Source organism: Specibacter sp. BI4, from assembly GCF_056680095.1.
The window spans coordinates 1,931,110-1,956,888 of the sequence record NZ_CM155265.1; the positions used below are offsets into that span (position 1 = coordinate 1,931,110).

The following is a 25,779-nucleotide window of genomic DNA, read 5'->3' on the forward strand; positions in this document are numbered from 1 at the left end:
CTCCTGCCGCCACGCCTCCCCAACAGGCTGGCGCCGACTCGAAGGTCAGAAGCTCTTGAACTCGAAATATCGACGTCAACTTGGTCGTCATTAGGCAGAAGTATTTCGGCCGGCGCATTCGTTGGCCCGGTCGGTGGGTGGGAGGTGTGTGCCGTGCTTCTTCTTTTCATGAATAATGGGGAGATGTACTCCTTTCCTGATGCCGCACACTCCGGCTCCGACCTTGGCCGTTCTCTTGTAGATCCTTTTGCCGAGTTTTGGAGTAATGGTGACGGGCCCGCTCATTCAGTAATTGACCGCAAAATAGCAGCTGCTGGGTTACCCAAAACGGAAGGTAGCAAGCAACAAAAGATTATTGATGCTTTTTTGAGCGCCGACGAGGCACAGGCGTATGCACTCATGAAGGGGCTTCTAGACGCATTGAGGAAACATGCGAATTCGTTTTGGTCCAAGGGCTCGGACCAAGAAGAAGAGGCCAAAGCTCATCTTCGTCAGGTGATCCAGAATGCAGGATATTCGCTCGAAGAAGACTTCAAGCTCTCAGCAGAGCAACGTGAACCGGCTCCCAAATCAGTCCTCCTGGCCGTGGAGGAGCGCTCTGGAAAGGTGCAGCCGTCAGCAGTGATAACGGCAAAAGAGAAAGATTCAATCCACCAGGCTGAGACCGATGCGTCTCCGCCTAAGGAAATATTCATGGTACATGGCCATGATGATGGGCTGCGACGTGAGGTGTCTGAGTGGGTGCATGAATCACTAGGAGTGACACCCATAGTTCTCAGCAAGCAGATGAATGGGGGTAAGACTCTCATTGAGAAGTTCGAATCGTACTCAGCTGATGCAGCCTGTGCCATTGTCATCATGACACCGGACGACGAAGCAAGGGCAAAGAAAAAACCCGAAGCGATAGAGGAAAGAGCACGCCAGAATGTCGTATTTGAGCTCGGTTACTTCTACGGGAAGCTCAGGCGCGAGAATGTAATCGTCTTGAATTTTGGAGTTGAACTGCCTGGGGATATCGTCGGCATGGTGGACGTTCGTGGTCAGGACTGGAAAATCGAACTTCTTAAGGAACTTGCCGGGCTCGGGTATAAGCCAAATTTCTAGGCTCTTGGGACTTATCCGTGAGCGGTAAGGCGCGCGAATCACGCGCACGAAAAAGTCACAAGAGCCCTTTTTTACGACATACCGCGACGGACCTTATGCAATGCCGCTCAGATCGGCAATGATGAGGCGTATGGACCTACTAGACCCGTACCGAAGCCAGATGGCGACACTGGAGCCAGAGAAGAGCGTTCTCTGATGGTCTGGAACTTCTTTCGCGGGCTCGCTGACGCCATTAAGAGCTCCGACAGTGCCGACAGTGGTCGACCCGGTGACGACGACAACCCCTATTACGCCAAGTCCGGAATCTATTGGCACTGGCGGTGTGAGTGCGGCGGCCACTCCCGAGGCGGGGACGAGTTCAAGGCAGATGCAGATCAGAACGCGCAGCGGCATCAGTGGAGTAAGGGCGTTGGTCATCCTATACCCGATGTGTACTCGACCAATTCTGTCTGACCGCCATACTGTTCCGCTGCCGAAGCCCATCACGCGTCCCGCGTTTACCGGTGGAAGTTGCAAGATCGTAGATTATCGGATTAGCAATTGCTGTTCCCGGTCACTACCGGTCATTGTCGGATAACCCCTAGATCACGGGGTAGAGCGGCGCATCTGGGGAATCCATATACCGGACATTCATGGTCGATCTCGGTGGTTTCCGGTGGGTAAACGGTGGGCGCTACAAAGGCGCGGCAGTTAGGAATGCCCCGAAGCTGGACGAAGGTTCACAGCCGACCAACTGCCTGTCGGCTTCCTGCCCGTTCTGGCTCAGGAGCTGTAAACTGCTCATGTTTCTGTTTTCCTTTCGGGAATGACAGAGGCCAGTCACCTTGCGCGATGGCTGGTCTAACTTTCATGTGGGGGTATGTAGTGGACTGGTGGATACTTGCGTTCTCGATCATCGCCGCCATCGGTGGGGCATGGGGAGCGTTCCTTATGTGGTGGCGACAAGAAATATCCGAAGTCCATATCTCGACTCGGCAAAACGCTGAGCGTATTCTCGTGAACTTTGCCGCGGTCGGGTCACGGCCCCTACACTCACCGCAAGCCGAGATCATCAAAAACGGCAAGTCCATTGTCATCTCAGACATGCCGCCAGTGCTCAACAATGCAGATCAGCCAATCGAAATTGCCATCCCAATCGGAACACTACCCGCCGAGCTAACAGCCGCTATACAGTGGACGGAATACGGGACCCGATCACCTCGACTTCGCGGCCGAAAGTTTGGCAGCGATGACCAGATGTGGGAATGGAACACTCGTAAGGGTTGGGTGCCATGGAGTGCCCGAGAGATTAAGAAGCACCGTGCACGATACTCACAGCTATAAGCCGCGCACACCTCCGCGTTTCAAGCGCGAGAGTTCGATTCTAGGCTGCCGCTTTCTTGAGCTGTGCCTTGGCCGCGGCTCGTTCCTTTTCTGCTTCGCGCTTGGCCACCATGGCTTGATGTACCGCATGAACCTGCTTGAGCTGGTACGTTTTGGTGCCGTCGTCAGCGATTCCGGCGATGAGCTTTCGACGCGAGGCCCAGTTCTCGGCATCCTTGGGCGTGACATATACCTGCAGAGCATGAAGGGCTCGTACGATCTGTGGGAGTGGCGCGGTGACGTGCCAGGCTTCGCTGATCATCCACTGTTTCTGCTCGGCAGTTTCGAATCGTTCCCGGCATTCGGTGCATGTTGCCCAGCGTGCGCCGGCAACGGCTTTCAGGTTCCCTCCGCACCCGTTAGGGCAGGGGCCGAGGTCGACCCTCTCCTGTGAATGATCCGCGGCCCTGGCGAGTGGGTGGAGCGCGTCGGCCAGCTCGAGCGCCAAATCGTAGGCCCATGTTTGCCGGCGTATGAGCGCAATGGTTTCCGGGCGCAGCATCCATGCGGCGATGTGGTGCGGTTCCCTCGACGCTGGGCGCGCCGTCGGGATCTGTGCCGCCCAACCGGTGAGGACGGACTGCAACGTCACGACGTCATCGAGGACCGACAGGTTCACCGGCTCCACCGAGAATGCTTTACCGCCGTTGCTGCCAAGTGATTTGGTGCCGACGTCGCGGCGCTGCAGTGTGGCCTGCACATTGCCGTACACGTCGAAGACGCGGCGTAGCTGAAACTCAAGGTCAAGGGTGTCCTCATGGCAAAGGAACCAGCCGGCGGCTAGGACGCTGCTGATTAATTTGGGTGGTTAAGGCGCGCCTCCGTGGTTTTTGGTGGGAGTCGTTAAGACTTGATACATGCAGGGTATTGAGGTCGCGCAGCGCGGATTTTTGGATGTGGAGGCATTGGCTGGGGAGTTGTTGGCCCCGGGCAGTGCCTTCGCGTTTTTGGCGGAGCATCGGGGCCGGTTGTTTCCGGTTTCAATGATGGAGGACTTGTTTCCCTCCCGCCGCGGACGGCCCTCGGTGCCGGCGTCGTTGATTGGTTCGGTGTTGGTGCTGCAGGCGTTGGAAGGCCTTTCGGACCGGGGCACGGCCGAGGCATTGACGTACGATCTGCGGTGGAAGGCAGCCTGTGGGTACGGGTTGAACGAGACCGCGTTCCACCACACCACGTTGACGTATTGGCGCAAACGCCTGGCGACAAGTGAGCGTCCGCACCGGATCACCGAGGCCGTTTTCGAGATCATTCAGGAAACTGGTGTGTTGGCTGGTAAACGCCGCCGCGCCCTGGATTCCACCGTGTTGGATGATGCGGTGGCCAGGCAAGACACCATCACGCAGTTGATAGCCGGCATCCGCCGCTTCGGCCGTGACGTCCCTGATGGGGCCACGTTGCTGGCAACCCATGCCACCGGCTATGACTACACCCGTGCGGGAAAGCCGGATATCGCCTGGGATGACCGGGACGCGAAAGACGCTTTGGTTTCGGCCCTGGTCACCGACGCCCTGGCGCTACTCGGCGCGGTTGATCCGGAAGCCTTGGAGGGCAAGGCCCATGAGAGCTATGCGTTATTGGCCTTGATCGCTGGCCAGGATGTGGAACCGGGCGAGGGCTCCGATGGTACAGACGGGCGGTGGCGGATTGCCCGGCGCGTGGCTAAGGACCGGATCATTTCCATTGTTGACCCCGAAGCCAGGCACGCCCACAAGTCCCGGGCGGCCTTGCGGGACGGGTACAAGGCCCACATCGTGGCAGAGCCTGAAACGGGCTTCACTAACGCTGCCATCACCAAGGCCAGCGGGGCTGGCTCTGGTGACGCCGAGGCCGGCATCACCCTGCTCGCTACAGATCCTTCCCTTCCCGCCACCGCTGATGACAACACCACTGGTGGCGACCAACCCCGTGCTGTTGGGGATGGTGGGGGTGAGGATATTCAAGTTCTCGGGGATTCTGCCTACGGTTCCGGAGACATGCTTGAAGCCCTGGAAACTGCCGGGCACCAAGCCGTGGTGAAGCCCAAGCCGTTGCGCCCGGCCGTGCCCGGGGGCTACCTCCTGGATGACTTCGCCTACGACCCGGAGAACGGGACGCTGACCTGCCCGAACAAGGTCGTACGGAGGATCAGCCCGAAGGGAAACGTGAACTTTGGGGCAGCCTGCAAGGAGTGTCCTTTGCGGGATATCTGCACGAAAGCGAAGAAGGGCCGCAAGGTTGTCATTACCGAACATCACGGACGCCAACGTGCCCACCGGGCCGCCGCGAAGGACCCGGACTTCCAGCATGACTACCGGAAATACCGGCCCATGATCGAGCGCGGCGTCGCCTGGCTCGTCGCGGGAAACAACCGGCGCCTGCGCTACATCGGCGTTGTGAAGAACCATGCCTGGATCCAGGCCCGCATTGCCGGATTGAACCTGAAACGACTCCTGAACTTGGGCCTGACCGCCAATAATGAGGGCTGGTCCCTGGCCCAATAAGGAGTCAGGGGAGCCAGCCCCGGACACCGCCTGCAGTGGCGATCAGATCCCGCCTCAGCGGCCATGAAGGCACCACGAAACCAAGAAACCTGTCCCGAGAAAACCCGCCACCAACGCAGAAATGGCCGGCCCGGATGCCAAAACATCCGAACCAGCCACCCAAATAGCGCTTAGTTCAGCAAAGTCCTAGGGCAGCGCCGCACCCGCTGCAGGGCGTGCCGCTCATGCCCTGCTCGTTGCGTCGAATGCTGCCATGGCCGCTTCCCGTGCTTCCCGGGCTGCTTGCTTCTTGAGTGTGGCCAGTGGGGTGTTGGTCATGGAGTCTCGCCATTGCCCGTTGGTTGTCCTGGTGGTGAGGTCGCCCCATTGGATCTTGTCCGCGTTGAGGAGTTCGAGGCGACCCTTGCCCATGATGGCGAGCTGTGACGGCTCGTCGAGGTTGTCGAACCATATCCGGGCGTCGGGGAACGTGTCTGCCGGCTCCTCAATATCGAACCCAAGCTCTTTCCACGTCTTGGTGACGGGCACGAGGGCGCAGCGGCCTTGGTGGTGGTCGATGGGCCCGGGCTCCTCTGGCGGGTGCATGGTGCCGTGGTTAGCGAGGCAGGACGGGCACGTGCGGCCACTCAACGACGCTGACCACCGCCAGCCCTCAAGGATGTGCTTGTTTGCTGTGTCGGCCAGCAGCGCCCCGGCACCGTGCATGTCTAGGGTCTCGTTACGGGCAATCATCACGGCCCGGGTGAGGCCACCGTTGAACCTGCCCTCAGCGCGCTTGATGATGCGCTGACCCGTCTTGCGCGGGTTGTTGCCGAGGGAGATGCCGCGCACGAGTTCTGACTTCATCATGCGCACGACGTCGGCGGCCAGCGGCCGGGTGTCTTTGTGGATCTGCGTCAACGTGCGGGCAACCATGGCGTCAATGGGCGCGGCCGTGAACTTGTCCATGACGATGTTGACCTGGGCGGCCGGCAGCTGCGAACCAATCATGGCCGTCTGCGCTGCGCGGCCGTCAACAGCCACCGCGGGCAGGTCGGGCCCCAACTGTCACACCAACACTGTCAGCGAGCTCCTGCAGGCGCGTGCTGGCCAACTGCAGGGTCTTTGCCAGTCGAACGTTGCGGGCGACGGCGGACCGTGGCACCTTCCCGTCCTTGGCACTCAGGAACACGTTCGCCATTGCTGCCTCAAGCCCCGGCGCGAGGTCGTCCCATGCGGCTACCCAGGCTGTCACAAGGGCCAGATAATGGGCGTCGGTGATGGCGAGGAGTTTTTTCTCGCCTCGGCGGACAGTTTCAGGGTTTCCGGGGTGATGGCCATTGGCCAAGTCTTGCGGCCGCGGCGGGGCCGGTACTTCCGTGCTTCCGCGGGTCGGAAACACCAGTCCAGCTACTGCTTGGTGGCGAGAGCTACCGATATGCGTTTCAGATAGCCGATGACAACCAGGAGAAGCCCGCCAATCGTCAGCGACAGGACCAGTGCCAGGCCGCCGGCGTTCCCGGCCGTCAGAAACGCCATGACGAGGCCGAGTGCGGCGATCACTGGCCCGAAGCCAATGAGTGCATCGCCGGGGAGTTTGTTCGATTTGGTCTTGGTGGTTGTCATGCGATGAGTCAACCACGCGGGCCGGACATTGCCTGAAACTAGGTCGTCACATTGCGACCGATAAGACAACAATCGCAGGTCCAAGGGGCTGCGCGATGGCTAGAACAAAGGGAAAGGAGGGTGTGCGAACTCTGCACGCCCTCCCAACCCCACCGCTTACCCACCGTTTTAGCTCGTCTCGTCGCCCTTGATCAAGGCGGCCAAGCTACTATCCGACAAGTCCGGATGTGTTTTGTCCGAGGCGTCGTCGACTATCGCGAACGGAATGCCGGGGCCCACTAGCAAGGACACATTGGCGTTGTTTGCGACATATTCGAACCAGTTGTATTTTCCTTCGGAGACAGCCTTGAGGATTCCAGCTTTGATCACGCTGACATCTCGTAGATTCGGGGCGTCGATTGTTGTTGGGCCGTACAAGATTTTGACCATTGTGGGGCTCCTCATTCATTGATTGATCTGGTTCAGGTGACAGTACATCCACCCTCTGACATTGGGGCAGATGCCCTAGGTCTTGTAGTAGAGGACCCCAGTAGCCGGATTTATGTACACGTTCGCCGCCTGGCTAGTAGGTTGCAGCCCCTTGAATACCACCGCGTTCGTTACTTCGAGTGTGCCGGTCAGCTTGAGGCTAGCGGCGACGAGTCGGGATGCTTCCGCGTAGATGTTTTGGTTGTTCGGGAAGCGGACCGATCCGCCGTTCGCGGTTGGGTCGATGGTCATCTGACCCACAGTGATCTTCCCTCCGCTGACTACGCGCAGGTCGTTCTTGAGTGTGGTTACACCTTCGACCGAGAGTGTCCCCTTGGTGGCCATCGCACCGGTAACATCGAGTGTTCCCGAGACGGTGGTGTCGCCCTGCAGCTTCGTCAACCCGGTCACGGTGAACGCCCCGCCAACGTCCGTTTTGCCGTTGAGCTTGGTGTCGCCAGTGACCGTGAACGCGCCGCCAACATCAGTGACGCCGTTTAGCTTGGTCGCCCCGGTCACCGTGAATGGCCCGGTGACAGACGTTGACCCTTGGATCGTGAGCGTCCCCGTGATCCCGGTGGGCCCAGCAATGGTGGTGGAGCCGGAAAGGATGCTGGTGCCCGACTGGCTGAATGAGCCTTGCCAGCTGAACGTGCCAGCACCAATGATGTTGCCGCTCGACACGTTGATCGTGCCGCCCGCATACACCTCAAACCCGGATCGCCCCACAGCCCCGTTGTTCATCGGAGCGGCGTTCTCCAACGCGGAGAGGCGGCGGATGATCTCCGAGAATTGCGGCTGTGACAGGTTATTGATTATGCCCACGGGCTACCCGCCCTGGACAGTCAGCCCGGCAGCAATAGCGGCAGCCACAGAATCCGGCGTGCTGATGTGGCCCGGAGGGAAGCTTGTCCCGAGCTCGCGGTTGAGTTCGGCCGTTTCGTTTCCGGCCCGCCCTGTCTTGATGAAGTAGCGTATGCCTGCTGCGTTGAACCGGTGTGCGTCAGCTTCCCACCGGAGTTCGTCCGACTTGGTGCTGGCAACCTCTCGGCTGGCGCCGGCCGTCAACGGTACTTCTGGGGCCTCGATGTACTTGATACCTGCGAATTCCTCGAGCTTGTCGAGGAGATCCTTCACCGCGGCTTCATGCTTCTCGGAACGCTTCAGCGCGGCTGCTTCGGCCTTGTCTGATTCGTCAGCTTCCGCGGTAAGGACTGCAATTCGTGCGGCGTGCAGGTGTTTGCCAGCCTCGTTGGCTGCCTGGTCGTATGCGCTGGCTTTGCGTTCGAGGGTCTGAACCTGCAGGGTGATGCGTTCGGCGGCGGACTCGTCGGCGAGGATCGCCGCGCTGGCGGTTGCATCCAGCTCGGCAGCTTCGGCCCGGGCTGTTGCTGCCTTGGTCTGCCACCCGGAAACGGTGGCCGCGGCCTTGGCGATGTTGTTCTGTGCGCGTTCCGCGCCGGTGGGGATGATAGCCATGGTGTGGTGTTCCTAAGTCAGTCGGTAAGTTTTTTGGTGATGCTTCGAAGCTCTGCGTCGTCAGCCTCGGCGCGGGTCACCCATGCGTCGAGGATGGGCCGCGCCTTGGGGACAACAACCGTTAGCGCCAGCAGGCGGGCCCACTGTGCGGCGCGGTCCTGCAGGCGGGCATACATGCGGGCAGGCATCCAGCGGGGCCTGGTTACGCCTTCCATGATGCTGTTCAGCGCGTATGCCTGGTACTCGCTCACACCGTCAATGCCTCGGGTATCGAATGCCCGGTGCAACAGCAGCTCATGGGCGAGGCAAACAAAGGTGGTGCGGCCGTGACTGTCTCGGATCTGCGTGTCAGCAGTGCCTAGGGCGGTCCCGATGCACATACCGCAAAGGTCCCCGGCACGTGTGGAGTACGGCCGGGCGGTGAAGATCGGACCCATGAGCGGGTGAATCTTTTCACCTAGGCCTAGCGCAGCCGCCTTGATGCTCACAGCTTCTGTACTTTCCCGCCGGCGCGCACAAAGGTTGTTGCTGAGGGTGCGCCTTGCTCGATGATGGTTCGCTTGAGGGCGGCTTCGAATACCGCTTCCTGTCGCTCATCCTCGAAGGTTGTCTTCTTGGCCGCGTTCTCGTAGGCCTCATCGGCCATTGCTCGGGCTTCGTTCTCCGCGTCGTAGATGCCCTTGGTTTTATCGGCACGCATGATCGCTTCGGTGAGCGCCTTCACTGCTGCGTCTGCCTTGCCCTTGGCCGCCCATGTCTTGGTTGCTTCGAATCCGTCGCCGCGTTCCTGCACTGGCATTTCACCTCGGGCGGGTGTGCGTGTCGCTGGCCGGCCGTCGAGCGCTTCAACAAGGCGGTTGTTCTGTGCAGTCTTCACACGGGAGGGTTCGCCGTTGAGCGCCCGCACGATGTCGTCGTCAGTGGTCATGTTCTGTGCCTCCCCGGTGGGGTTGGTGTCTGTTGTTCCGGAAGTTCCCGGCGCCACATTGACGTGCGGCGCCGGGAACCCGCCCCGGCCGGGGCCCCATGAGGGGGCCGCCATGTTCAGTCTCTCGGGAACACCAAAGGCGGTACTTCCGCGCTTCCGTTCGGCGGCAATTTCCGGGGATTGTGGTGGGTAAGCGGTGGAAACGTCGAAGGGGGTCGCTTGTGGCGACCCCCTTTTGCCTTTGATTCATTTAGTTATTGCCTGTCATAACCTGCTAACGGTCACTTCTCGGGCCGTCAAGAAACGTCTTCCGCCAGCCGTAGCGCCTGCACGCTCTCCGGATCCAATCGCCACTGCCTGCCCAGCTTGCGCCCTGCCAGCGTCCCGGCGTCCGCCAGCTGCCTAACGCGGCGCTCACTAACCCCGAGGGCATCCGCGGCTTGTGATGTCGTTAGGAGCGATTCCAGCGGGTGCGCGGGTTCTTTCCCGGAGGCGGGAAGGTTTATCGACGCCCCGGTCTTCTTTGCGGCCCTGGGACCAGACAGTGGCAGCACCTCGGATGTCGTCCAGGGTCTGCAGCGTAGCGGCCCTCAGCTCCGGTGGTAGATCTCTAAGTTTCGCGGAAGCATTTGCACGCTCGAGGATGCTGGCCAGCACGAAGGCCGGGCCGCCAGCAACGTGCGCACCAAGGCCACTTGTCCGCGCCGGCCGGTACCCGCTCACTCTGCCGCCCTACGAGACCGCTTGCTGGTAGCTCTCAGCCCGTTGTTGAGGAGGTGCACGCGCACGGTCTCAACGGTGGCGCCCGTCGCCTCGCTAATTTGCGTCACTGTGAGCCCACGCCTGCAGTAGTCCGCGAGATGTCCCGGGTCGATCCGGGGCGGTGCGCTGTTGGTTCGGATGGTGCCGCCGTTGTTGACGATGAGGCGGCGAATGGTGGATATGTGAGCGTCATGCTGATTCGCCAGCGCTCGCATGGAGATGCCGTCCGCGTAGGCTGCCGTGATCTCGGCCGCGGGCAGGCGGTCATGAACGCGATCAACCGGCAGCCCGAGCGTGGCCATGCGCTTGTGGACTCTGCTGATGTGCGCGCCCGTATGGTCAGCTATGCGCCGCGCCGTCCATCCGTACCTGTGCCATGCCCTCAACTGGGGATCACTGAACTTGGCAGGGCTGGCGTCATGCCGTAGCTGTCCGCCGTCCGCGACTATCGTCCTGCGAATGGTGGTCTTGGCGTAACCGAACGTCAGGTGAATTGCCTTGATACTCAAGCCAGCCGCGTAGCCGTCGATGATGCCCTGGCGCTCCTCCGGTGTCAGCGGTTTACCCAAGGGTCGGGAGGGTTTGGCCATGGCGATTCTTCCTTGGGGTAGAGGTTCGGTTGGTTCGTTCGCCCCCGTAGGGGGAGGGTTGATTTTCATGAGCTCAGGGACCCTTTCTGGGGACGACGCTGGAACGCAGTTCTTGGAGCTTATTTTTGTATGTGGCGGCTCGGTGTTGGTGGTAGAACAGTTGTTCTTTGAGGTCTTCGATGTTGGGGGTGGGTTCGGGGTTGAGGCCGGCGCTTTTGGCTGCTGCGAGGATGACGTCGCGGATTGGCAGGTTGAGGGTGGCGGCGATGCCTTCGATGTGGCTGGGGACAGGTAGTTTTCGTGTCGTCGGGTGGGTGGCCAGCGAATGGAACACCTTCATGTCGATGCGGCCGCCAGTGTTCTCGGCCAGTTCGCGGTAGGACCGGGCGCCTTTGTGTTCTGCTATGAGCTCTTGGAGGTTGTTCATGGGTTAGTCCTTCCTGGCGGGCTGGGAGTTGTTGATGATGTTGAGGAGTGTTTGGTTGGTGATGTTGCCGTCGTCGTCGCTGTGTTCGTGCATGAGGATGAGCCAGTGGATTGTGTCTGGGTCGATGCCCTGGTTAGCTTCGAGGGTTTCGTGGAGTTGGATCTGTTTGTGCAGGGGTAGTTTCTCGGCCCGGATGGCCATGGATCGGATGGCTTGGGTGACGTCGTTGTCGTTCATGATGCGTCCCTCAGTTCTGGGTGCTTCCATCCGGTGGCCTGGGCCGCGTTCAGGACTCTTTCTGCGATGGGTGCCATGGGGCTCCTCTTGCGGCTTTGCTCCATGGCTACCTGACCGTGGTCTGGAAGGTTCTGGAGGTTCTGGAGGTGCTGTGATGCTGCAGCGTAGGTTTGTTCCCATTCGGGGTCTCCTCCAATTTTGGAAATGGGTTTTTCATCAGAGGTTTTTTCGTGCGCGTCACTTAAGGTGACGGAACCGCTTTGATGACTTGGATCATGGGGAGGTGTTTTATGGAGAGGTAATGAGGAGGTAGGCGGTACTGGGGTACCGGTGTTCTGTGCACCCAGTACCGGTGTTCCTGCATGGAGTACCGGTGTTCTTTTCAGTGGCTTTTGAACTATCTCCGGTACTGGGGTACTGGTGATCCCGGATGACTTGTATGTCCCACTGGTCAGTTTCATCCCACGTTTCAGCGTTCCGTTCAGCCTCGTACTGCTCCGCGAGTATCTCCGGTGCTGTCAACTGGTATTCCGACGCAGCACCTTTGCCACCACGCCCATAGTTGGATCCGCTGGCCACCAGGAACATGAACCCAGCGCTCTCCAAAGCCTTGAGGTTCCGGCGCACCATGCTGTCACCAAGACCGGTCACAGCGATCAGTCGAGCAATGCCAGGGCGCACGTTGGCGCCAGTTACCGTGTCCGCGTACGTGGCGGCACTCAGGGCGACAAGCTTGATGCTGCTTGGCTGGAACGTGGAACGCATGATCACCTTCTCCCATTCGAATCTGCCCACTCGGCGGAGCGGCCCCAAGGCATGGTTTTGGCCAACGAGGGGAAGAATCTGCCGGTCGTACGGCTTTCTATTGCCCGCCATTAGGCGACTCCAATCAGATGTTTCAGGGACTATTCAGCCGCGGTGGTGAGCGGGATGTTGAGGCGTACCTCGAGGACGTTCAGGGCGGTGTCGAGGTCATCAGCATTGACAAGGCCGCTGCGCAGCTCATCAATGAGGGTCCTCAGTGCTTGGGTGGGGCCGCCGTCGGCAAGGTTGAGGCGGCGGACTCCCTTCTCGAACTGGTGCTCAACAACAACCTCGGCGGCCAGTTCCTCGAAGCATTCAGGGAGAGACCTAGCGAGGCGGGTGAGGTCAACATCCCGCCCGTAGCTGGCAACAGTGCTAGCCGGGGCCGGTGGCAGTGCGGGTGCAGGGGTGTAATTGAAAGCGTCCGCGAAGTTAGTCAGGTCGGGGTCGGTCGTTGCAGCCCATGCCGCGTTGGTGATCTGCTCCCGATCCATGGTGCCGCGGACGCGGGCCAGGGCCGCCATGATTGTTGTGGGCCGCCAGTCGGGCCGAAAGGTGACGAGTTCACTGGTGAGTGCTGCTGCTTCGTCCTGGGTCATGCGGGCAGGGGTATTCTGGTACATGTCTGTACTGCTTTCTAGCGGTTGGATGTGGCGGTCTGGGTGATGTCTTGGCGGATGACACCCAGGCCGTTTTTTGTGTTCTTGTTGCCTACCCATACGCGGCAGGCTCCCCCGGAACGTCCGGGACGTTGAGAATCGTGGTAGCCGACGGCCCGGATGATGCCGCGGCGTGATGCCGTGTTGAAGACTGCGCCCCACTGGTTAGGGTTGTCGGGATCTCGGAGGCCCTGCCGCTGCTGCATCTGGTAAGCATCAAACGTGGCACCGGTGGCCGCCTCGGCTTCGAGCGCGTCCATGGCATCGTCACCCCAAGCCAGGTCCTCAAGGACAGCTGGCCGGCTCATCGGTGCGCGTCCGCGGTCGTCGCCAGCCATGCGTTGATGTCGGCGCGGGAGTAGCGGACGTGGGCGCCGATCTTGTGGCCTCGTGGCCCCTGCCGGCGGGTGCGCCAAACGTAGATAGTCTGCAATGGGATCTGCAGCTCTTCGGCCAGCTGAACCGGCGACAGCCATTCCGTACTGGATGCCTCTGTAGTTTTGACTTGAGTAGTCATTGGGGATTCCTTCCGCGATCAGGAGATTGTGCGGCAAGGGGACAAATTTCGAACTCATTGTCCCGCCATGACCAACACTAGTGGCAACTGTTGCAAAAGCACAAGTGGGCACTTATAGTTACTCACCATGGGACAAAACAATAAAAGTAACTGGCCGAAAGACTGGTCCGCACAAATCGGCCGGACATTGCGAGAGCTTCGGGGCATCGCTGGTCTGTCTGCCCAGGCCGTCAGCGATCGCTGTAGCGAACTGGGGTACCCGATACCCAGAAGCACAATCGCCAACGTCGAGTCCGGGCGCAAAGAGGCCCTGCCCGTGCATGAAGTTGCCGTACTCGCCAAAGCGATTGGGGTCCCCCCGATGGCGCTTCTATTTCCGCTGGGCAGCGGCGATCTAGCCCATCCGCTTCCGGGCGAAAGCGCACACCCTTGGACGGCATGGCGCTGGTTCAGTGGCGATGATGTGGCCAACGGTCAAGTGCAGCCTCTCAACGAGGCGGCGCTGCGTGTCAATGGGCCGCTCGTGGGCTACACAAGAATTACTGATGGTGTCGTCAGGTGGGAAAGCGCCCAGAGCCTGAAATCCGTGTCGGAGAAAATGGTGGGACCAGAGGACATTGAGAGTATTAGCCCGCACATAGATGAAATGTCGGCCAAAATTATTAAGGAAATTGCCGATTATGCCGACTTCTTAGTCGACAACGGCGTTGAGTTGCCGCCGATGCCAGAGAAACTTAGGTCAAGCCTGCAGTTAGAGCTCGAAAAACGACGCAAGAAGTCGGAATTATTGGGCGTTGAACCAAAGGGCTTTCCAAATGCCTAGGCCGCCGTTGCAGGTTGGGACGTGGGGGAAGATCAGCCGGGACCAGGCGCAGCCCGGTGTGTGGCGTGCCATGGCCCGGTTCCGTGACTTCGATGGGATCACGCGAAAGGTTGAGGCCCGGGCCGCCACTGGCGCCAAAGCTGAGCGGCAGCTAGTGCTGGCCATGACGGACCGGGCGATGCCGGCGGGGGAGGACATTACCGCTGACACTCGCATCAGTGCCTTGGCTGCTGTGTGGTGGGCGGAGTTCTTGGATCTTGACCGGGCCATCAACACGCGCCGGCGCTACGAGGAAATCAAAGAAGGGTATGTGCTGCCCGGTGTCGGAGGGCTCCGGATACGAGAGGCCACGGTTTCGACTCTCGACCGCTTCCTCAAGACCATGCGCATCAAGCACGGCGACGCCACGGCGAAGCTGTGCAAGACAGTCCTGTCCGGAATGTTGGGCCTCGCTGCCCGCCACGGCGCCCTGGAAGCCAACCCGCTTCGCGACGTCGCCACGATCCCGACCGGCAAGAAGGAAGTTCGGGCCCTGACATTGCCCGAGGTGGTTGCGCTGCGCGCCGGCCTGCTCCAGTGGGAGGGAAAGAAAGCCACCGCGGGCCGCTACCCGACGGCTGACATGCTCGACGTCGTGGACGTTATGTTGGCCACAGGTTGCCGCATAGGGGAGGCCCTGGGTATCCGTTGGCCGGATGTTGACCTCAAAGCCGTGAAGCCCACGCTGACCGTGAACGGGACCATCGTGACGGAAAAGGGCAAGGGGCTCATCATTCAGGAGCATCCTAAGAGCACCAACTCCCGGCAACGATACTTCCTACCACCCTTCGCCGTGGAGATGCTTCTGCGCCGTCAGGTGAGCCAGCTGAAAGGCAACCCGCACGACGTGGTGTTCCCGTCCGCCACCGGCACGCTGAGGGACCCGGGCAACTTCCGTAAACAGCTCGGAACGGCTCGGGCAAGTATCGGCTTCGACTGGGTCACCCCGCATACCTTCCGCAAGACGGTGGGCACGCTTCTGGCAGGATCGGAAGGCATGGCCGTGGCGTCGGCACAGCTCGGACACTCGAGCGAGGCCGTGACCAGCAAGCACTACGTCCAGAAGACACACCAGGCGCCGGATATGACCGTTGCGCTGCAGGCGTTTGCAAACGATTAGGACACACATTGACAACACCATTCGGCGCTGCCGCTTACGACGCTCAGTTAGGGAAGTTCATGCTTGCTGCGTCTCAGAAAGTAATAGCCATGACCACCTTCGATTTTGACCCATTGATTCGCATGCAAAACATAATGCGACCGATTGCCCAAATGCAGAGTGCCATTGTGTCGAACGAAGTGCAGGCGCAGTACATGAAGAACCTCACGATGGGTGTGACAGGCCTTAGTATTTCGCTGGAGAAGGCTCTTCGCCCGAATCGTGTGCTAGTGAACTCCTTCGCTGGTGGAATCCAGACACAAGCGATTGATTCACTGATCAAATCAATTGCTCCGCTGCAAAATTCACTTGCAGCGATGAATTTACCCGCGCAGAGCGCAGTATCGACGGCCATACTCGGAATGTTCGGCTCGCAATTGAAGGTGAACCTCGGTGTTGCGGGCACGATGGCACGATTCGGCAGGCTCGCAGTCGCGGAAGGCGCTTTCAGCGAGACAGCCTTGGGGATTCGTTCTTCACTCGCCGACGTGGACGGCATGCACGAAGTCGTGGAGCAGTTGACCACAGACGCGTCCAGGCGGATGCGCGGCAGCACGGTTAGTTGGGCGCAGCTCGAAAATGGTGCTTACATTCTCATATTCATGATGATCATGATTTGCACCGTCTACGCAACTGGTTCCCCCGAAGCCAACGTGCTCCTCACTTGGACCGGATTTAACAACGCCGCTGGGGCGCACATCATTGCATATGCCGGCAAGAAGGGCGTTCGTCGAATGGCGATAAAAAAGGGTGATCCGAGGCGGCGATGAAAGCTGGCCGGATCCAAAGCGGTGGGTAAGCGGTGGATTGGCTGCTCGGGTGCGGAAATGTCAAGGGCCCTTGATCTGCGTTTGTGCAGGTCAGAGGCCATTTTGTGCCCCGGACTGGAATCGAACCAGCGACCAAGAGATTAGGGGGTGCTCTTGCGCAGGGCCTCGGTCAGGATGCGGGAGGCGTTGCACACAATCTCGGCGTGCAGGCGGCCGGGCTGGCGGGTGAGGCGCTCGATCGGCCCGGAAATGGACACCGCAGCGATCACACGGCCGGACGGGCCGCGCACCGGCGCCGACACCGAGGCGACCCCGGGTTCGCGTTCGCCGAGCGACTGGCCCCATCCGCGACGGCGGACGCCGGCGAGGACTGTGGGAGTGAAGCGGGCGTTGTGCAGGCCCTCGAGCAGCCGCTCGTGGTCCTCCCAGGCCAGCAGAACCTGTGCCGCCGAGCCGGCCTTCATGGTGAGCTGTGTGCCCACGGGGATGGTGTCGCGCAGGCCGATCGGGCGCTCGGCCGAAGCCACGCAGACCCGGAAGTCGCCCTGGCGGCGGAAAATCTGGGCGCTCTCTCCGGTGGAGTCGCGCAATTGCAGCAAAACGGGCCCGGCGGCGGCGATGAGCCTGTCCTCGCCGGCGGCTGAAGCGAGCTCGACGAGGCGGCTGCCCAGCACAAACCTGCCCTGCATGTCCCGGCTGACGAGCCTGTGATGTACCAGGGCTAGTGCCAACCTGTGCACGGTGGGCCGGGCCAAACCGGTGGCTGCAACGAGCTGCGCCAAGGTGGTAGGGCCGGCTTCCAATGCATCAAGCACAAGGGCCGCTTTGTCTATGACGCCAACACCACTAGAATTGTCCATGTAATGATATTGACGTCTCAGCATGTGAGATGCAAATCGAAGAATTGGCTTCCGCGCTGAAGTGGCTGGAACAGTGGAGCCATACAAACGAACGACTCCGCCTGCGGACCCCTTCAAATTCTACGTGAATGCGGGCCCGGAAGAGCGGAAGCAACCGCGGAAACAACGATGGAAGGGAGCTGCTGTGAGCGAGTCAACCACTCCCCACGCAGTGGAGAAAACAGCAGTGGAGACAGCAGGCCAGGCTGCAGTGCCCACGGTGGCGCCGCGCAAGGCACCGCGCAGGGCCGCCAAGACGTTGGCTGAAAAGGTATGGCGTGACCACGTCGTCAGCCAGGGCGAAGGTGAGGGCGACGCCGCCCAGCCCGACCTCCTCTACATCGACCTCCACCTGATCCACGAAGTCACCTCCCCGCAGGCCTTTGAAGGACTCCGCCTGGCCGGCCGCCCGCTGCGCCGCCCCGACCTGACCATCGCCACGGAGGACCACAACACTCCGACGCTGGCCATCGACAAGCCGATCGCCGATCTCACCAGCCGCACCCAGATCCAGACGCTGCGCAACAACTGCGCCGAATTTGGTGTCCGCCTGCACTCCCTGGGCGACGCCGAACAAGGCATCGTGCACGTGGTGGGCCCGCAGCTGGGCCTGACCCAGCCGGGCATGACAGTTGTTTGCGGCGACTCACACACCTCAACCCACGGAGCCGTCGGCGCCCTCGCGTTTGGCATCGGCACCTCCGAGGTCGAGCACGTCATGGCCACGCAGACACTGCCGCTGAAGCCGTTCAAGACCATGGCCATCAACGTCGAGGGCACCCTGCGCCCCGGCGTGACCTCCAAGGACATCATCCTGGCCGTCATCGCCAAGATCGGCACCGGCGGCGGTCAGGGCTACGTGCTCGAATACCGCGGCTCCGCCATCCGTGCCCTGTCCATGGACGCCCGCATGACAGTGTGCAACATGTCCATCGAGGCCGGCGCCCGAGCCGGCATGATTGCCCCCGACGAGATCACCTTCGAGTACCTCAAGGGCCGCGCCCACGCCCCGGAAGGTGCAGACTGGGACACCGCCGTCGAGTACTGGAAGTCCCTGACAACAGAGGACGACGCCGAATTCGACGCCGAGGTCTTCCTCGACGCCAACACCCTGGATCCCTTTGTCACCTGGGGAACCAACCCCGGCCAGGGCGTGTCCCTGAGCGACACCGTCCCGTTCCCCGAAGACTTTGGCGACGAGAACGCCAAGGCTGCCGCAGAACGCGCACTGGCCTATATGGATCTGGAAGCCGGCACCCCCATGAAGGACATCCGTGTTGACACGGTGTTCCTGGGCTCGTGCACGAACTCCCGGATCGAGGACCTCCGGGCAGCCGCGGACATCATCCGCGGCCGCGAAAAGGACCCGAACATCCGCATGCTGGTGGTCCCCGGTTCCGCCCGCGTCCGCCTGGAAGCCGAGGCGGAGGGCCTGGACAAGGTGTTCCTGGACTTCGGTGCAGAGTGGCGCTTTGCCGGCTGCTCCATGTGCCTGGGCATGAACCCGGACCAGCTGGAACCGGGCGAACGCTGCGCATCCACATCCAACCGCAACTTTGAGGGCCGCCAGGGCAAGGGTGGCCGCACCCACCTCGTCTCTCCTGTTGTGGCAGCCGCCACCGCCGTCCGCGGAACCCTCAGTTCGCCGTCGGACCTCGAAACAGCCGCCGTCCCCGCCAACAACGTAGCGTAAGGAGCTCACCATGGAAAAGTTCTCCACCCACACCGGCATTGGTGTCCCGCTGCGCCAAAGCAACGTTGACACGGACCAGATCATCCCGGCCGTGTACCTCAAGCGGATCACGCGCACTGGTTTTGAGGACGCCCTGTTCTCGAGCTGGCGCAAGGATCCGGAATTCATCCTGAACCGCGAGCCGTACACCACAGGGTCGGTTCTGGTTGCCGGCGCCGACTTCGGCACGGGGTCCTCACGCGAGCACGCCGTCTGGGCGCTGAAGGACTACGGCTTCAAGGCCGTGCTGTCGTCCCGCTTCGCCGATATTTTCCGCGGCAACTCGGGCAAGCAGGGTCTCGTCGCCGCCGAGCTCGTCCAGGATGACATCGAGCTGATCTGGAAGGTCCTGGAACACGCTCCGGGCACCGAAGTCACGGTTGACCTTGTTGCCAAGATGGTCACCGCCGGCACCGTTGTTGCCCCGTTCCAGGTCGACGACTACACCCGCTGGCGCCTGCTCGAGGGCCTCGACGATATTGGCCTGACGCTGCGCGACGAACCCGCCATCACGGCGTTTGAGGCCACCCGCCCGGCCATCAAGCCCACCACGCTGCCGGTAAAAGTCTAGTTCTTAGCTGGCATACGGGATGCCGGTCCACCCTTCGGGGCGGGCCGGCTTCCTTTTTATGTGCGACTTTAAGTACGACGGCGGTGCCCCGGCTTGTGAGGCCGGGACACCGCCGGTTGTGGTTAGCCGCGCAGCCAGACCGTCGTGGCGCTTGGCAGCAGCCCGCCCTCGAGCGGGGCGCTGGCGATGAGGACCTCCCCGGCGGGCAGTTCCGCCGGTTCCGCACCGAAGTTCGTCACGCTGGTCCAGCCATTGGGACGGCGAAACGCCAGAATGTCGACGCGGCCGCGGTCAATCCATTCGAGGTCCTCACCCGACTGAAGGCTTGCCCGCAAGGCCAGGGCCTCCCGGTACAGTTCCAACGTTGAGCCGGCCACGCCGTCCTCCGCTTCCACGGAGCTGTCGGCAAACCATTCCGGCTGCGGCAGGTGCGAGCCGCCTGTGCCAAAACCCTGCGAGGATCCGCCGCGGCTCCACGGCAGCGGCACGCGGCATCCGTCCCGGCCAATGTCGACGCCGGGGTTGCGGAAGAACGCCGGATCCTGGCGCTGCTCCGCTGGGATCGCGGCCACCTCGTGGAGGCCGAGCTCTTCGCCCTGGTACAGGTAGGCGGAGCCCGGCAGCGCAAGTTCCAGCAGGGTGGCCGCGCGGGCCCGGCGGAGGCCGAGTTCAGCGTCCAGCGCCGGGGTGGTTCCACCGCTGAGCAGCCAGTCGGCACCTTGTTTGGTCTCGCTGCCATTGCGGGCAGGGAGGCCGTACCGGGTGGCATGGCGCACCACGTCATGGTTGGAAAACACCCAGGTCGTTGAGGATCCGGACTCCGTGGCCAGGGCCAGATTGAACGTGATGATGTCCTTGAACTGGCCGGCGTCAAAGTCAGCTTCGAGCAGGTCGAAGTTGAAGGCCTGGCCGAGTCCTTGGGCACTGGCGTACTTGGCGCGCCGGCTGGCGGCGACCCAGGCCTCGGCCACGGCCGTGCGGGCGGGGGTGTAGGAGTTGAAGACCGTGCGCCATTCCGCATAGATCTCGTGCACCTCGTCACGGTCCCACAGCGGGTGGCGGCCGTCATCCTTGGCCAGGGTCTCCAGCTCGGCCAGGCTGGGCAGCGTTTCACCCAGGTCCTTCGCGAGTCCGTGGGCCACGTCGATCCGGAATCCGTCCACGCCGCGGTCGGACCAGAAACGCAAGGTTTCCAGGAAGTCTGCGCGGACCTCCGGGTTGTGCCAGTTCAGGTCCGGCTGCTCGGAGGCAAAGGAGTGGAGGTACCACTGGCCGTCGGCGGTCCGTGTCCAGGCGGGGCCGCCGAAGATGGATTCCCAGTCCGCCGGGGCCACTGTGCCGTCGGGGCCGGTGCCATCCCGGAAAATGTAGCGGTCGCGGGCGGCCGAGCCCTTGGGGGAAGCCAGCGCTTCCTTGAACCATACGTGCCGGTTCGAGGTGTGGTTGGGGACGACGTCGACGATCAGGCGCAGGCCTGCTGCATGCAGCGCCGCGGTCATCTCGGCAAAGTCGTCCAGCGTGCCCAGCCGGGGATCCACATCGCGGTAGTCATCGACGTCGTATCCGCCGTCAGCCAGCGCCGAGGGATAGAAGGGGCTGAGCCACACGGCATCCACGCCCAGCTGTTTGAGGTAGGGGATGCGGGATGTGATGCCGGGCAGGTCGCCCATGCCGTCACCGTTGGAATCGGCGAAGGAGCGCGGGTAAATCTGGTAGACGGCGGCCTGCCGCCACCAGGTCTCGTCGGCGGTGGGAACTGCGGGGACGGTTTCAAGAACATCGGTCATGATGGTGTGGATCTCCTGTACTCGGGGTGGTTGGAATTATTTGATGGCGCCCTGGGTCAACCCGGACATCACCCAGCGCTGCGAGAGCAGGTAGACGATGATGGCCGGCGCCATGGCCATGAGGTAGGAAGCGAACGAGACGTTGTAGTTGTTGCTGAACTGCGTTTGGAACATGTTTTGCAGCACCGGCAGGGTCTGCAGCGCAGGGTCGGCCGTGATCAGCACCGGCATCATGTAGTCATTCCACGACGCCAGGAACGCGAAGATGCCCACCGTGGCGCTCATCGGGGCGAGCAGCGGAAACACCAGCCGCCAAAACACCTGCCACGTACCGGCCCCGTCAATCCGGGCACTTTCCTCCAACTCACTGGGGATGGAACGCAGGAACGCCGTGAACAGCATGACGCTGAACGACAGCTGGAACATGATGTGCAGGATGGCCACGCCCAGCGGGTTGTCCAGGTGCACCATGGCGGAGAGCTTCACCTGGGACAGTGCCACCACCGGGAACGGCAGGAACATGGCGGCCAGCAGGTAAAAGAACGACCAGCGGAACACCTTGTTCTCCCAGTTGTGGGAAATGGCGTAGGCCGCAAACGAACCCAGCACGATCGTGCCGATGACGGTGATGGCGGCGATGAGCACGGAAATCGTGAAGCTGCGCGGGAAGTTGGTCAGCGTCCAGGCCTGGACAAAGCCGTCAACGCTGAAGGGGGCAGGGAGCGAGAAGGCGTTGCCGTCCACCGCCTGGCCCGTAGTCTTAAACGCCATGGCCAAGGTGACGTAGAGCGGTATGAACACCGAGAGCGAACAGACCGCCAGGATAATGGTGACGGGCCAGTTCCCTCCGTGCAGGCGACGGCGCCGGGGCTTTCGTTCGCCTGTCTCGGAGACCGGGGCGGGGGCTGGTTTGAGCATGACCTGGGTTGCCATCTAAAGTGTTGCCTTTCCGCGGGTGGTGCGCAGCTGCAGGAGTGCGATGACGATCGCGATGAGGAAGAAGATGGTTGCATTGGCCATCTGGTAGGAGTAGTCGCCGTTGGTGAATCCCTTGAAGATGGACATGGCGACGCTGGTGGTCGCTGTTCCCGGACCGCCGTCGGTGAGGCCGACGATCACGTCGTAGGCGTTCATGAAGTTCTTGAAGCTGATGATGACGTTGATGAGGATGTAGCCGGCTGTCAGTGGCACGGTGATGGTGAAGAGCTGGCGCGCGGCCGATGCGCCGTCGAGCGCGGCAGCCTCGTACACGTCCGAGGGTATGGAGAGAACTCCGGCAATGTAGATCAGCAGCGTCGCGGGAATGGACTGCCATGCAGTGACCGCCACGACGGCCAGCCAGGCGAGGTCGGGGTTGGCCAGCACGCTTTCCTGCAACGGCCCGAAGCCGACTGCCGACGCCGCGGCGGGCAGTGAATTGGAGAACAAGTAGTTGAAGACATAAGCGATGACAAGGCTGGAAATCACCATGGGCAGGACGAAGACGGCGCGCAGCCCCACCTTCGCCCGGATCTTGGCCGTCAAGGCCATGGCGAGCAGGAACGCGATGGCGTTGACGACAACCACCGCCACGACCGCGAATCCGAGTGTGAACAGGTACGCCTGCAGGATCTCCGGGTCAGAGAAGATTGCCACATAGTTGGTCAGCCCGATGAACTCAAACTCACCGAATCCCACTGAATTGGTGAAGCTGAGCGTGATGCCCATGACCGCCGGCAGCGTGATGGCCAGGGTGAACAGCAGCACAGTTGGCAGGAGCATGGCATAGAAGACCGGTTCGACGCGGCGCCGGGTCCGTACCCGGACCTTGGTGGAAGTGGCCATGGTGGTTACTCGATTCCTTGGGTTGGTCGCTTGTTGCGAACGGCCAGCCGGGACCAGCCGGCATCCAGGGTCTGCAACTGTGATTTGGGGGTGGAGCCGTAGGCGATGGCCTGTGCGTAGTTCGCTATTGGTATGGCCCTGGGCACCAGCTGGGACGGGCCCAGGTAAAAGGCGGCGTCGTCGTAGTACTGCTGCATGCCTACCAGTACGGGGTTGGTCGCCGGCGGTGCGTCGACAGTAACGCCAAACCCGTTGTTGTCGGCGTTGTACTTGTTGATGATGTCCGGTTTCATCAAAAATGCCAGGAATTCGCGGGCTGCGTCCTTCTTTTTGGACGCTTCCGGGATCCACAGGGCCAGGTCAACATTGACGCGGACCTTCAGGTCGTCGGGGTCGTTGGTGACAGGCAGCGGGAACGTGGCCAGGTTCATCGTGGGGTTCGTTTTTGCGATTTCATTCAGGACCCAGGGACCTTGCAGGTACATGGCGCCCTGGCCCTGGCTGAACGCAAGGTTCCCGTCACCGTAGCCGCGGCTTGCTGCGTTTTTGTTTGAATAGTTGCGCAGCTGAACCATGCGTTCCATGGGAAGTGCAAAATCCTTCTGGAAGGACGTGGGGGAGTCCGCCGAAACGGAGGTCCCTTCACGCTGGAGCTCGCTGAAAAACTGGGGGACATCGATCATGCCGCCCACGCTGTAGTCAAACATGCCCTGGGCGATGGTCCAGTTGTCCTTGATGGTGGTGAAGAACGGCGCGATTCCAGAGTTTTCCAGGGTCTCGCAAATGGCAACCAGTTCATCCCACGTGGTCGGCACCGCAAGGCCGTGCTCGTCGAAGATGTCCTTGTTATAAATGACAGATGCTGCCATGACGGAGTAGGGAATGGCGCTTGTGCGGCCCGGATATTCCGCGGTTTGTTCCATCAACGGCCACAGCTTGGGGTCGATGGACTTGGCGGCGTCGGTGTCGGAGAGGTCGCTCAGGGCACCGTGCTCCACGAAGGCGGCGATCTCCAGGTTGTAGTTCAAGCAGCCAATGTCCGGCGGTTGGTTGCGTACAAAGTCCGCCGAAAGATTGGACGTGGAGTCGCGGATGACCCGCACCGTGTTCTGGCTCTTGTGGAACTGTTCAATGATTCCGTCAAAATATCCGATCACTTCCGGTTTTGACAGGTAGAACGAAATAGTCGTTGCGGCCCCTGATGAGCCCTGGTCCTGGCCGCACCCCGCAAGGGCCAGACCTGCGCCCACAACGCCTGCGCCCAGCAAAAATGATCGCCTGCTCAGGCCTTGTTGTGTCGTCGTTGGAACTGCATGCACGTCATTGTCTCCTCGTCCCACGCTGCATCACAGTAGGCCGATGCGTTAGGCCTGTAAGTAAATATAGATACTAAATCTAGTACGTATAGAAATATCGCACGGGCGTGGCTATAAGGTCAAGGGGTGAAGAAAAATAGTGGGGCAACTTCGACCCAATTGCTGCGCCGGATGAATTCGGCAGCCGTGTTGGGGTATGCCTTGGAGTCGGAGACTTTCAACGCCACCGAGGTAATGGAAGCAACAGGTCTGACCAGGGCGACGGTTCTCGGACTGTGTGACGAGCTCGCCGAGCTGCGCTGGATTGACGAACTTGGTGACGCCAGGACGGCGGGTCAGTACAGCATGGGCAGGCCCGCCCGCAGGTATCGACTGCGTGAAACGGCCGGGTACATACTCGGCATCGACGCCGGGCAGCACACAGCCACCGTCATGGTGGCGGACCTGCGCGGAAAGACCTTGGCACGCACAGCTGCTGTCATGACCACTGAGGAACCAGCTGCCCGTGTGGCGACTGTTCGCAAAATTGCGGAGGCGGCAATGGCTGCTGCCGGCGTGCAGCCGGATCACATCTTTATCGTGGTGGTCGGTGTCCCCGCGCCGGTGGATGAACACGGCCGTTCACCGGTGGGGGACAAGTTTTGGAACAAGATGAATCCAGGCTTTCCGGACAGTTTTGCCGATTCTGCCCACGCAATAGTGGAGAACGACGCAAATCTGGCGGCGCTGGCTGAACGCGCCCGCGGATCAGGCCGGGGCATCAGGTCATTTGCAACACTGCTTTCCGGAGAGCGGCTGGGATCCGGGCTGGTTGTTGACGATGTCTTGATCAGGGGCAGCCATGGCGGAGCCGGGGAGATGCGGTTCCTGGACTTGGTCGAGGGAGTCGGGTCCGCGGACGGGCTTGGCTATCTTGCCCGCGAATGGGCGCTGGCCGCCCGGGACGACGGTTCCCTGCCCGCTGGCTCGGTGCTGGCAGGCGTCCCGCGATCGGAAGTTTCCGCCGAGGCGGTCTTTTCCGCAGCCGTGGCGGGCGATGCTGCAGGCGAACGGATCGTGGACCGCCTTGCCCACCGCCTGGCCAGGGTGTCCATCGTGCTGTCCAGTCTCCTGGATGTGGAAAAGGTGGTGGTGGGCGGTGCGATCGCGCTCGGGGTGCAGCCGGTCATTGAGAAAGCGGCCGCCATCCTGAAGAAAGACTTCGCGGCCCCGGTGCCGGAGCTTGCGGCCTCCGAGCTGGGCGCCGAAAGCGTGGTGCTTGGTGCTTTGACGTGCGGGCTCTCGCTCCTGCGGGAAGCACCACTGAAATTCACGCCGCGGAACTGACTGCGGGGGCTGTTGCGGTCATTCGATCCCGGCCGGCCAGGGGCGAATGACCGCAACAGCCCCCGCATACCTGGAATTAGTCCAGAACGGCGGCGAATGACAGCATTGGCC

At 61.4% G+C, this 25,779-nt stretch carries 30 protein-coding genes; 8 read left to right on the forward strand and 22 right to left on the reverse strand.

The features are described from left to right. The first annotated feature begins 153 nt into the window (after positions 1–153). The gene (locus AC1L6K_RS08880) at positions 154–1,104 is read left to right on the forward strand and encodes a TIR domain-containing protein (RefSeq protein WP_480952333.1); all 951 of its coding nucleotides are present in this window, start codon (positions 154–156) and stop codon (positions 1,102–1,104) included. Positions 1,105–2,467: 1,363 nt separating this feature from the next. On the opposite strand, the gene AC1L6K_RS08885 is transcribed toward AC1L6K_RS08880, so the two are convergent. Continuing rightward, positions 2,468–3,178 (reverse strand): hypothetical protein, encoded by a 711-nt coding sequence (locus tag AC1L6K_RS08885; RefSeq protein ID WP_480952334.1) that lies wholly within the window; start codon positions 3,176–3,178, stop codon positions 2,468–2,470. A 145-nt stretch (positions 3,179–3,323) separates the two neighbouring features. Here AC1L6K_RS08885 and AC1L6K_RS08890 point away from each other — a divergent pair, with 145 nt between their 5' ends. Then, positions 3,324–4,946 (forward strand): IS1182 family transposase, encoded by a 1,623-nt coding sequence (locus tag AC1L6K_RS08890; RefSeq protein ID WP_480952335.1) that lies wholly within the window; start codon positions 3,324–3,326, stop codon positions 4,944–4,946. Positions 4,947–5,168: 222 nt separating this feature from the next. Here AC1L6K_RS08890 and AC1L6K_RS08895 read toward each other — a convergent pair whose 3' ends face one another. The 16 genes from AC1L6K_RS08895 to AC1L6K_RS08970 all read right to left on the reverse strand — a co-directional run bounded on the left by AC1L6K_RS08895 (position 5,169) and on the right by AC1L6K_RS08970 (position 13,422). Then, on the reverse strand, positions 5,169–5,990 hold the full coding sequence (locus AC1L6K_RS08895) for a phage minor head protein (RefSeq protein WP_480952336.1): 822 nt from the start codon (positions 5,988–5,990) through the stop codon (positions 5,169–5,171). After that, complete coding sequence (locus tag AC1L6K_RS08900) at positions 5,959–6,273, reverse strand: hypothetical protein (RefSeq protein ID WP_480952337.1); 315 nt, start codon at positions 6,271–6,273, stop codon at positions 5,959–5,961. Before AC1L6K_RS08900 ends, AC1L6K_RS08895 begins: the two co-directional genes overlap by 32 nt. 62 nt (positions 6,274–6,335) lie before the next feature. Beyond that, complete coding sequence (locus tag AC1L6K_RS08905) at positions 6,336–6,551, reverse strand: hypothetical protein (protein ID WP_480952338.1); 216 nt, start codon at positions 6,549–6,551, stop codon at positions 6,336–6,338. A gap of 168 nt (positions 6,552–6,719) precedes the next feature. Then, the gene (locus tag AC1L6K_RS08910) at positions 6,720–6,980 is read right to left on the reverse strand and encodes a hypothetical protein (RefSeq protein WP_480952339.1); all 261 of its coding nucleotides are present in this window, start codon (positions 6,978–6,980) and stop codon (positions 6,720–6,722) included. A gap of 75 nt (positions 6,981–7,055) precedes the next feature. Further along, complete coding sequence (locus tag AC1L6K_RS08915) at positions 7,056–7,844, reverse strand: hypothetical protein (RefSeq protein ID WP_480952340.1); 789 nt, start codon at positions 7,842–7,844, stop codon at positions 7,056–7,058. A gap of 3 nt (positions 7,845–7,847) precedes the next feature. Then, the gene (locus AC1L6K_RS08920; protein WP_480952341.1) at positions 7,848–8,498 is read right to left on the reverse strand and encodes a hypothetical protein; all 651 of its coding nucleotides are present in this window, start codon (positions 8,496–8,498) and stop codon (positions 7,848–7,850) included. Between the two features lie 17 nt (positions 8,499–8,515). After that, the gene (locus AC1L6K_RS08925) at positions 8,516–8,986 is read right to left on the reverse strand and encodes a hypothetical protein (protein WP_480952342.1); all 471 of its coding nucleotides are present in this window, start codon (positions 8,984–8,986) and stop codon (positions 8,516–8,518) included. Beyond that, the gene (locus tag AC1L6K_RS08930) at positions 8,983–9,540 is read right to left on the reverse strand and encodes a hypothetical protein (RefSeq protein ID WP_480952343.1); all 558 of its coding nucleotides are present in this window, start codon (positions 9,538–9,540) and stop codon (positions 8,983–8,985) included. Before AC1L6K_RS08930 ends, AC1L6K_RS08925 begins: the two co-directional genes overlap by 4 nt. Before the next feature lie 182 nt (positions 9,541–9,722). Further along, positions 9,723–9,980: a helix-turn-helix domain-containing protein gene (locus AC1L6K_RS08935; protein WP_480952344.1), complete on the reverse strand. Its 258-nt coding sequence runs from the start codon at positions 9,978–9,980 to the stop codon at positions 9,723–9,725. A 165-nt stretch (positions 9,981–10,145) separates the two neighbouring features. Continuing rightward, the gene (locus AC1L6K_RS08940) at positions 10,146–10,778 is read right to left on the reverse strand and encodes a helix-turn-helix domain-containing protein (RefSeq protein WP_480952345.1); all 633 of its coding nucleotides are present in this window, start codon (positions 10,776–10,778) and stop codon (positions 10,146–10,148) included. A 73-nt stretch (positions 10,779–10,851) separates the two neighbouring features. Then, positions 10,852–11,205, reverse strand: a complete 354-nt coding sequence (locus tag AC1L6K_RS08945) for a hypothetical protein (protein WP_480952346.1) — start codon at positions 11,203–11,205, stop codon at positions 10,852–10,854. A gap of 3 nt (positions 11,206–11,208) precedes the next feature. Then, on the reverse strand, positions 11,209–11,442 hold the full coding sequence (locus AC1L6K_RS08950; RefSeq protein WP_480952347.1) for a hypothetical protein: 234 nt from the start codon (positions 11,440–11,442) through the stop codon (positions 11,209–11,211). Between the two features lie 288 nt (positions 11,443–11,730). Then, complete coding sequence (locus AC1L6K_RS08955; protein ID WP_480952348.1) at positions 11,731–12,318, reverse strand: hypothetical protein; 588 nt, start codon at positions 12,316–12,318, stop codon at positions 11,731–11,733. Between the two features lie 29 nt (positions 12,319–12,347). Continuing rightward, entirely contained in the window at positions 12,348–12,869 is a 522-nt protein-coding gene (locus tag AC1L6K_RS08960; RefSeq protein ID WP_480952349.1) for a hypothetical protein, read from the reverse strand. Between the two features lie 14 nt (positions 12,870–12,883). Further along, positions 12,884–13,213 (reverse strand): hypothetical protein, encoded by a 330-nt coding sequence (locus tag AC1L6K_RS08965; protein WP_480952350.1) that lies wholly within the window; start codon positions 13,211–13,213, stop codon positions 12,884–12,886. After that, positions 13,210–13,422 (reverse strand): helix-turn-helix domain-containing protein, encoded by a 213-nt coding sequence (locus AC1L6K_RS08970; protein ID WP_480952351.1) that lies wholly within the window; start codon positions 13,420–13,422, stop codon positions 13,210–13,212. The genes AC1L6K_RS08965 and AC1L6K_RS08970 overlap by 4 nt, the downstream gene beginning before the upstream one ends. A gap of 127 nt (positions 13,423–13,549) precedes the next feature. On the opposite strand from AC1L6K_RS08970, the gene AC1L6K_RS08975 reads away from it, so the two are divergent. From AC1L6K_RS08975 to AC1L6K_RS08985, 3 genes are all read left to right on the forward strand, one after another. Then, positions 13,550–14,245, forward strand: coding sequence for a helix-turn-helix domain-containing protein (locus AC1L6K_RS08975; RefSeq protein WP_480952352.1), 696 nt, complete (start codon positions 13,550–13,552; stop codon positions 14,243–14,245). Further along, positions 14,238–15,404, forward strand: coding sequence for a tyrosine-type recombinase/integrase (locus AC1L6K_RS08980; protein WP_480952353.1), 1,167 nt, complete (start codon positions 14,238–14,240; stop codon positions 15,402–15,404). The genes AC1L6K_RS08975 and AC1L6K_RS08980 overlap by 8 nt, the downstream gene beginning before the upstream one ends. Before the next feature lie 89 nt (positions 15,405–15,493). Then, a complete protein-coding gene (locus AC1L6K_RS08985) occupies positions 15,494–16,213 on the forward strand; it encodes a hypothetical protein (protein WP_480952354.1) in 720 nt (239 codons plus the stop codon). Positions 16,214–16,353: 140 nt separating this feature from the next. Here AC1L6K_RS08985 and AC1L6K_RS08990 read toward each other — a convergent pair whose 3' ends face one another. Continuing rightward, a complete protein-coding gene (locus AC1L6K_RS08990) occupies positions 16,354–17,073 on the reverse strand; it encodes an IclR family transcriptional regulator (protein ID WP_444532164.1) in 720 nt (239 codons plus the stop codon). Between the two features lie 259 nt (positions 17,074–17,332). Between AC1L6K_RS08990 and leuC the strand changes: the two genes are divergently transcribed. Both leuC and leuD read left to right on the forward strand, forming a co-directional pair. Then, on the forward strand, positions 17,333–18,805 hold the full coding sequence (gene leuC, locus AC1L6K_RS08995) for a 3-isopropylmalate dehydratase large subunit (RefSeq protein WP_480952721.1): 1,473 nt from the start codon (positions 17,333–17,335) through the stop codon (positions 18,803–18,805). Between the two features lie 10 nt (positions 18,806–18,815). Further along, positions 18,816–19,415, forward strand: coding sequence for a 3-isopropylmalate dehydratase small subunit (gene leuD, locus AC1L6K_RS09000; protein WP_480952355.1), 600 nt, complete (start codon positions 18,816–18,818; stop codon positions 19,413–19,415). A 122-nt stretch (positions 19,416–19,537) separates the two neighbouring features. Here leuD and AC1L6K_RS09005 read toward each other — a convergent pair whose 3' ends face one another. From AC1L6K_RS09005 to AC1L6K_RS09020, 4 genes are read right to left on the reverse strand one after another with little or no spacing between them, the layout of a single operon-like run. Further along, positions 19,538–21,202: a glycoside hydrolase family 13 protein gene (locus tag AC1L6K_RS09005; protein WP_480952356.1), complete on the reverse strand. Its 1,665-nt coding sequence runs from the start codon at positions 21,200–21,202 to the stop codon at positions 19,538–19,540. 36 nt (positions 21,203–21,238) lie between these two features. Continuing rightward, complete coding sequence (locus AC1L6K_RS09010; protein WP_480952357.1) at positions 21,239–22,135, reverse strand: carbohydrate ABC transporter permease; 897 nt, start codon at positions 22,133–22,135, stop codon at positions 21,239–21,241. Beyond that, entirely contained in the window at positions 22,136–23,026 is an 891-nt protein-coding gene (locus tag AC1L6K_RS09015; protein WP_480952358.1) for a carbohydrate ABC transporter permease, read from the reverse strand. It lies immediately after the preceding gene. A gap of 5 nt (positions 23,027–23,031) precedes the next feature. Continuing rightward, the gene (locus AC1L6K_RS09020) at positions 23,032–24,345 is read right to left on the reverse strand and encodes an ABC transporter substrate-binding protein (protein ID WP_480952359.1); all 1,314 of its coding nucleotides are present in this window, start codon (positions 24,343–24,345) and stop codon (positions 23,032–23,034) included. A gap of 123 nt (positions 24,346–24,468) precedes the next feature. On the opposite strand from AC1L6K_RS09020, the gene AC1L6K_RS09025 reads away from it, so the two are divergent. Next, positions 24,469–25,668, forward strand: coding sequence for an ROK family protein (locus AC1L6K_RS09025; protein ID WP_480952360.1), 1,200 nt, complete (start codon positions 24,469–24,471; stop codon positions 25,666–25,668). Positions 25,669–25,779 lie beyond the last annotated feature (111 nt).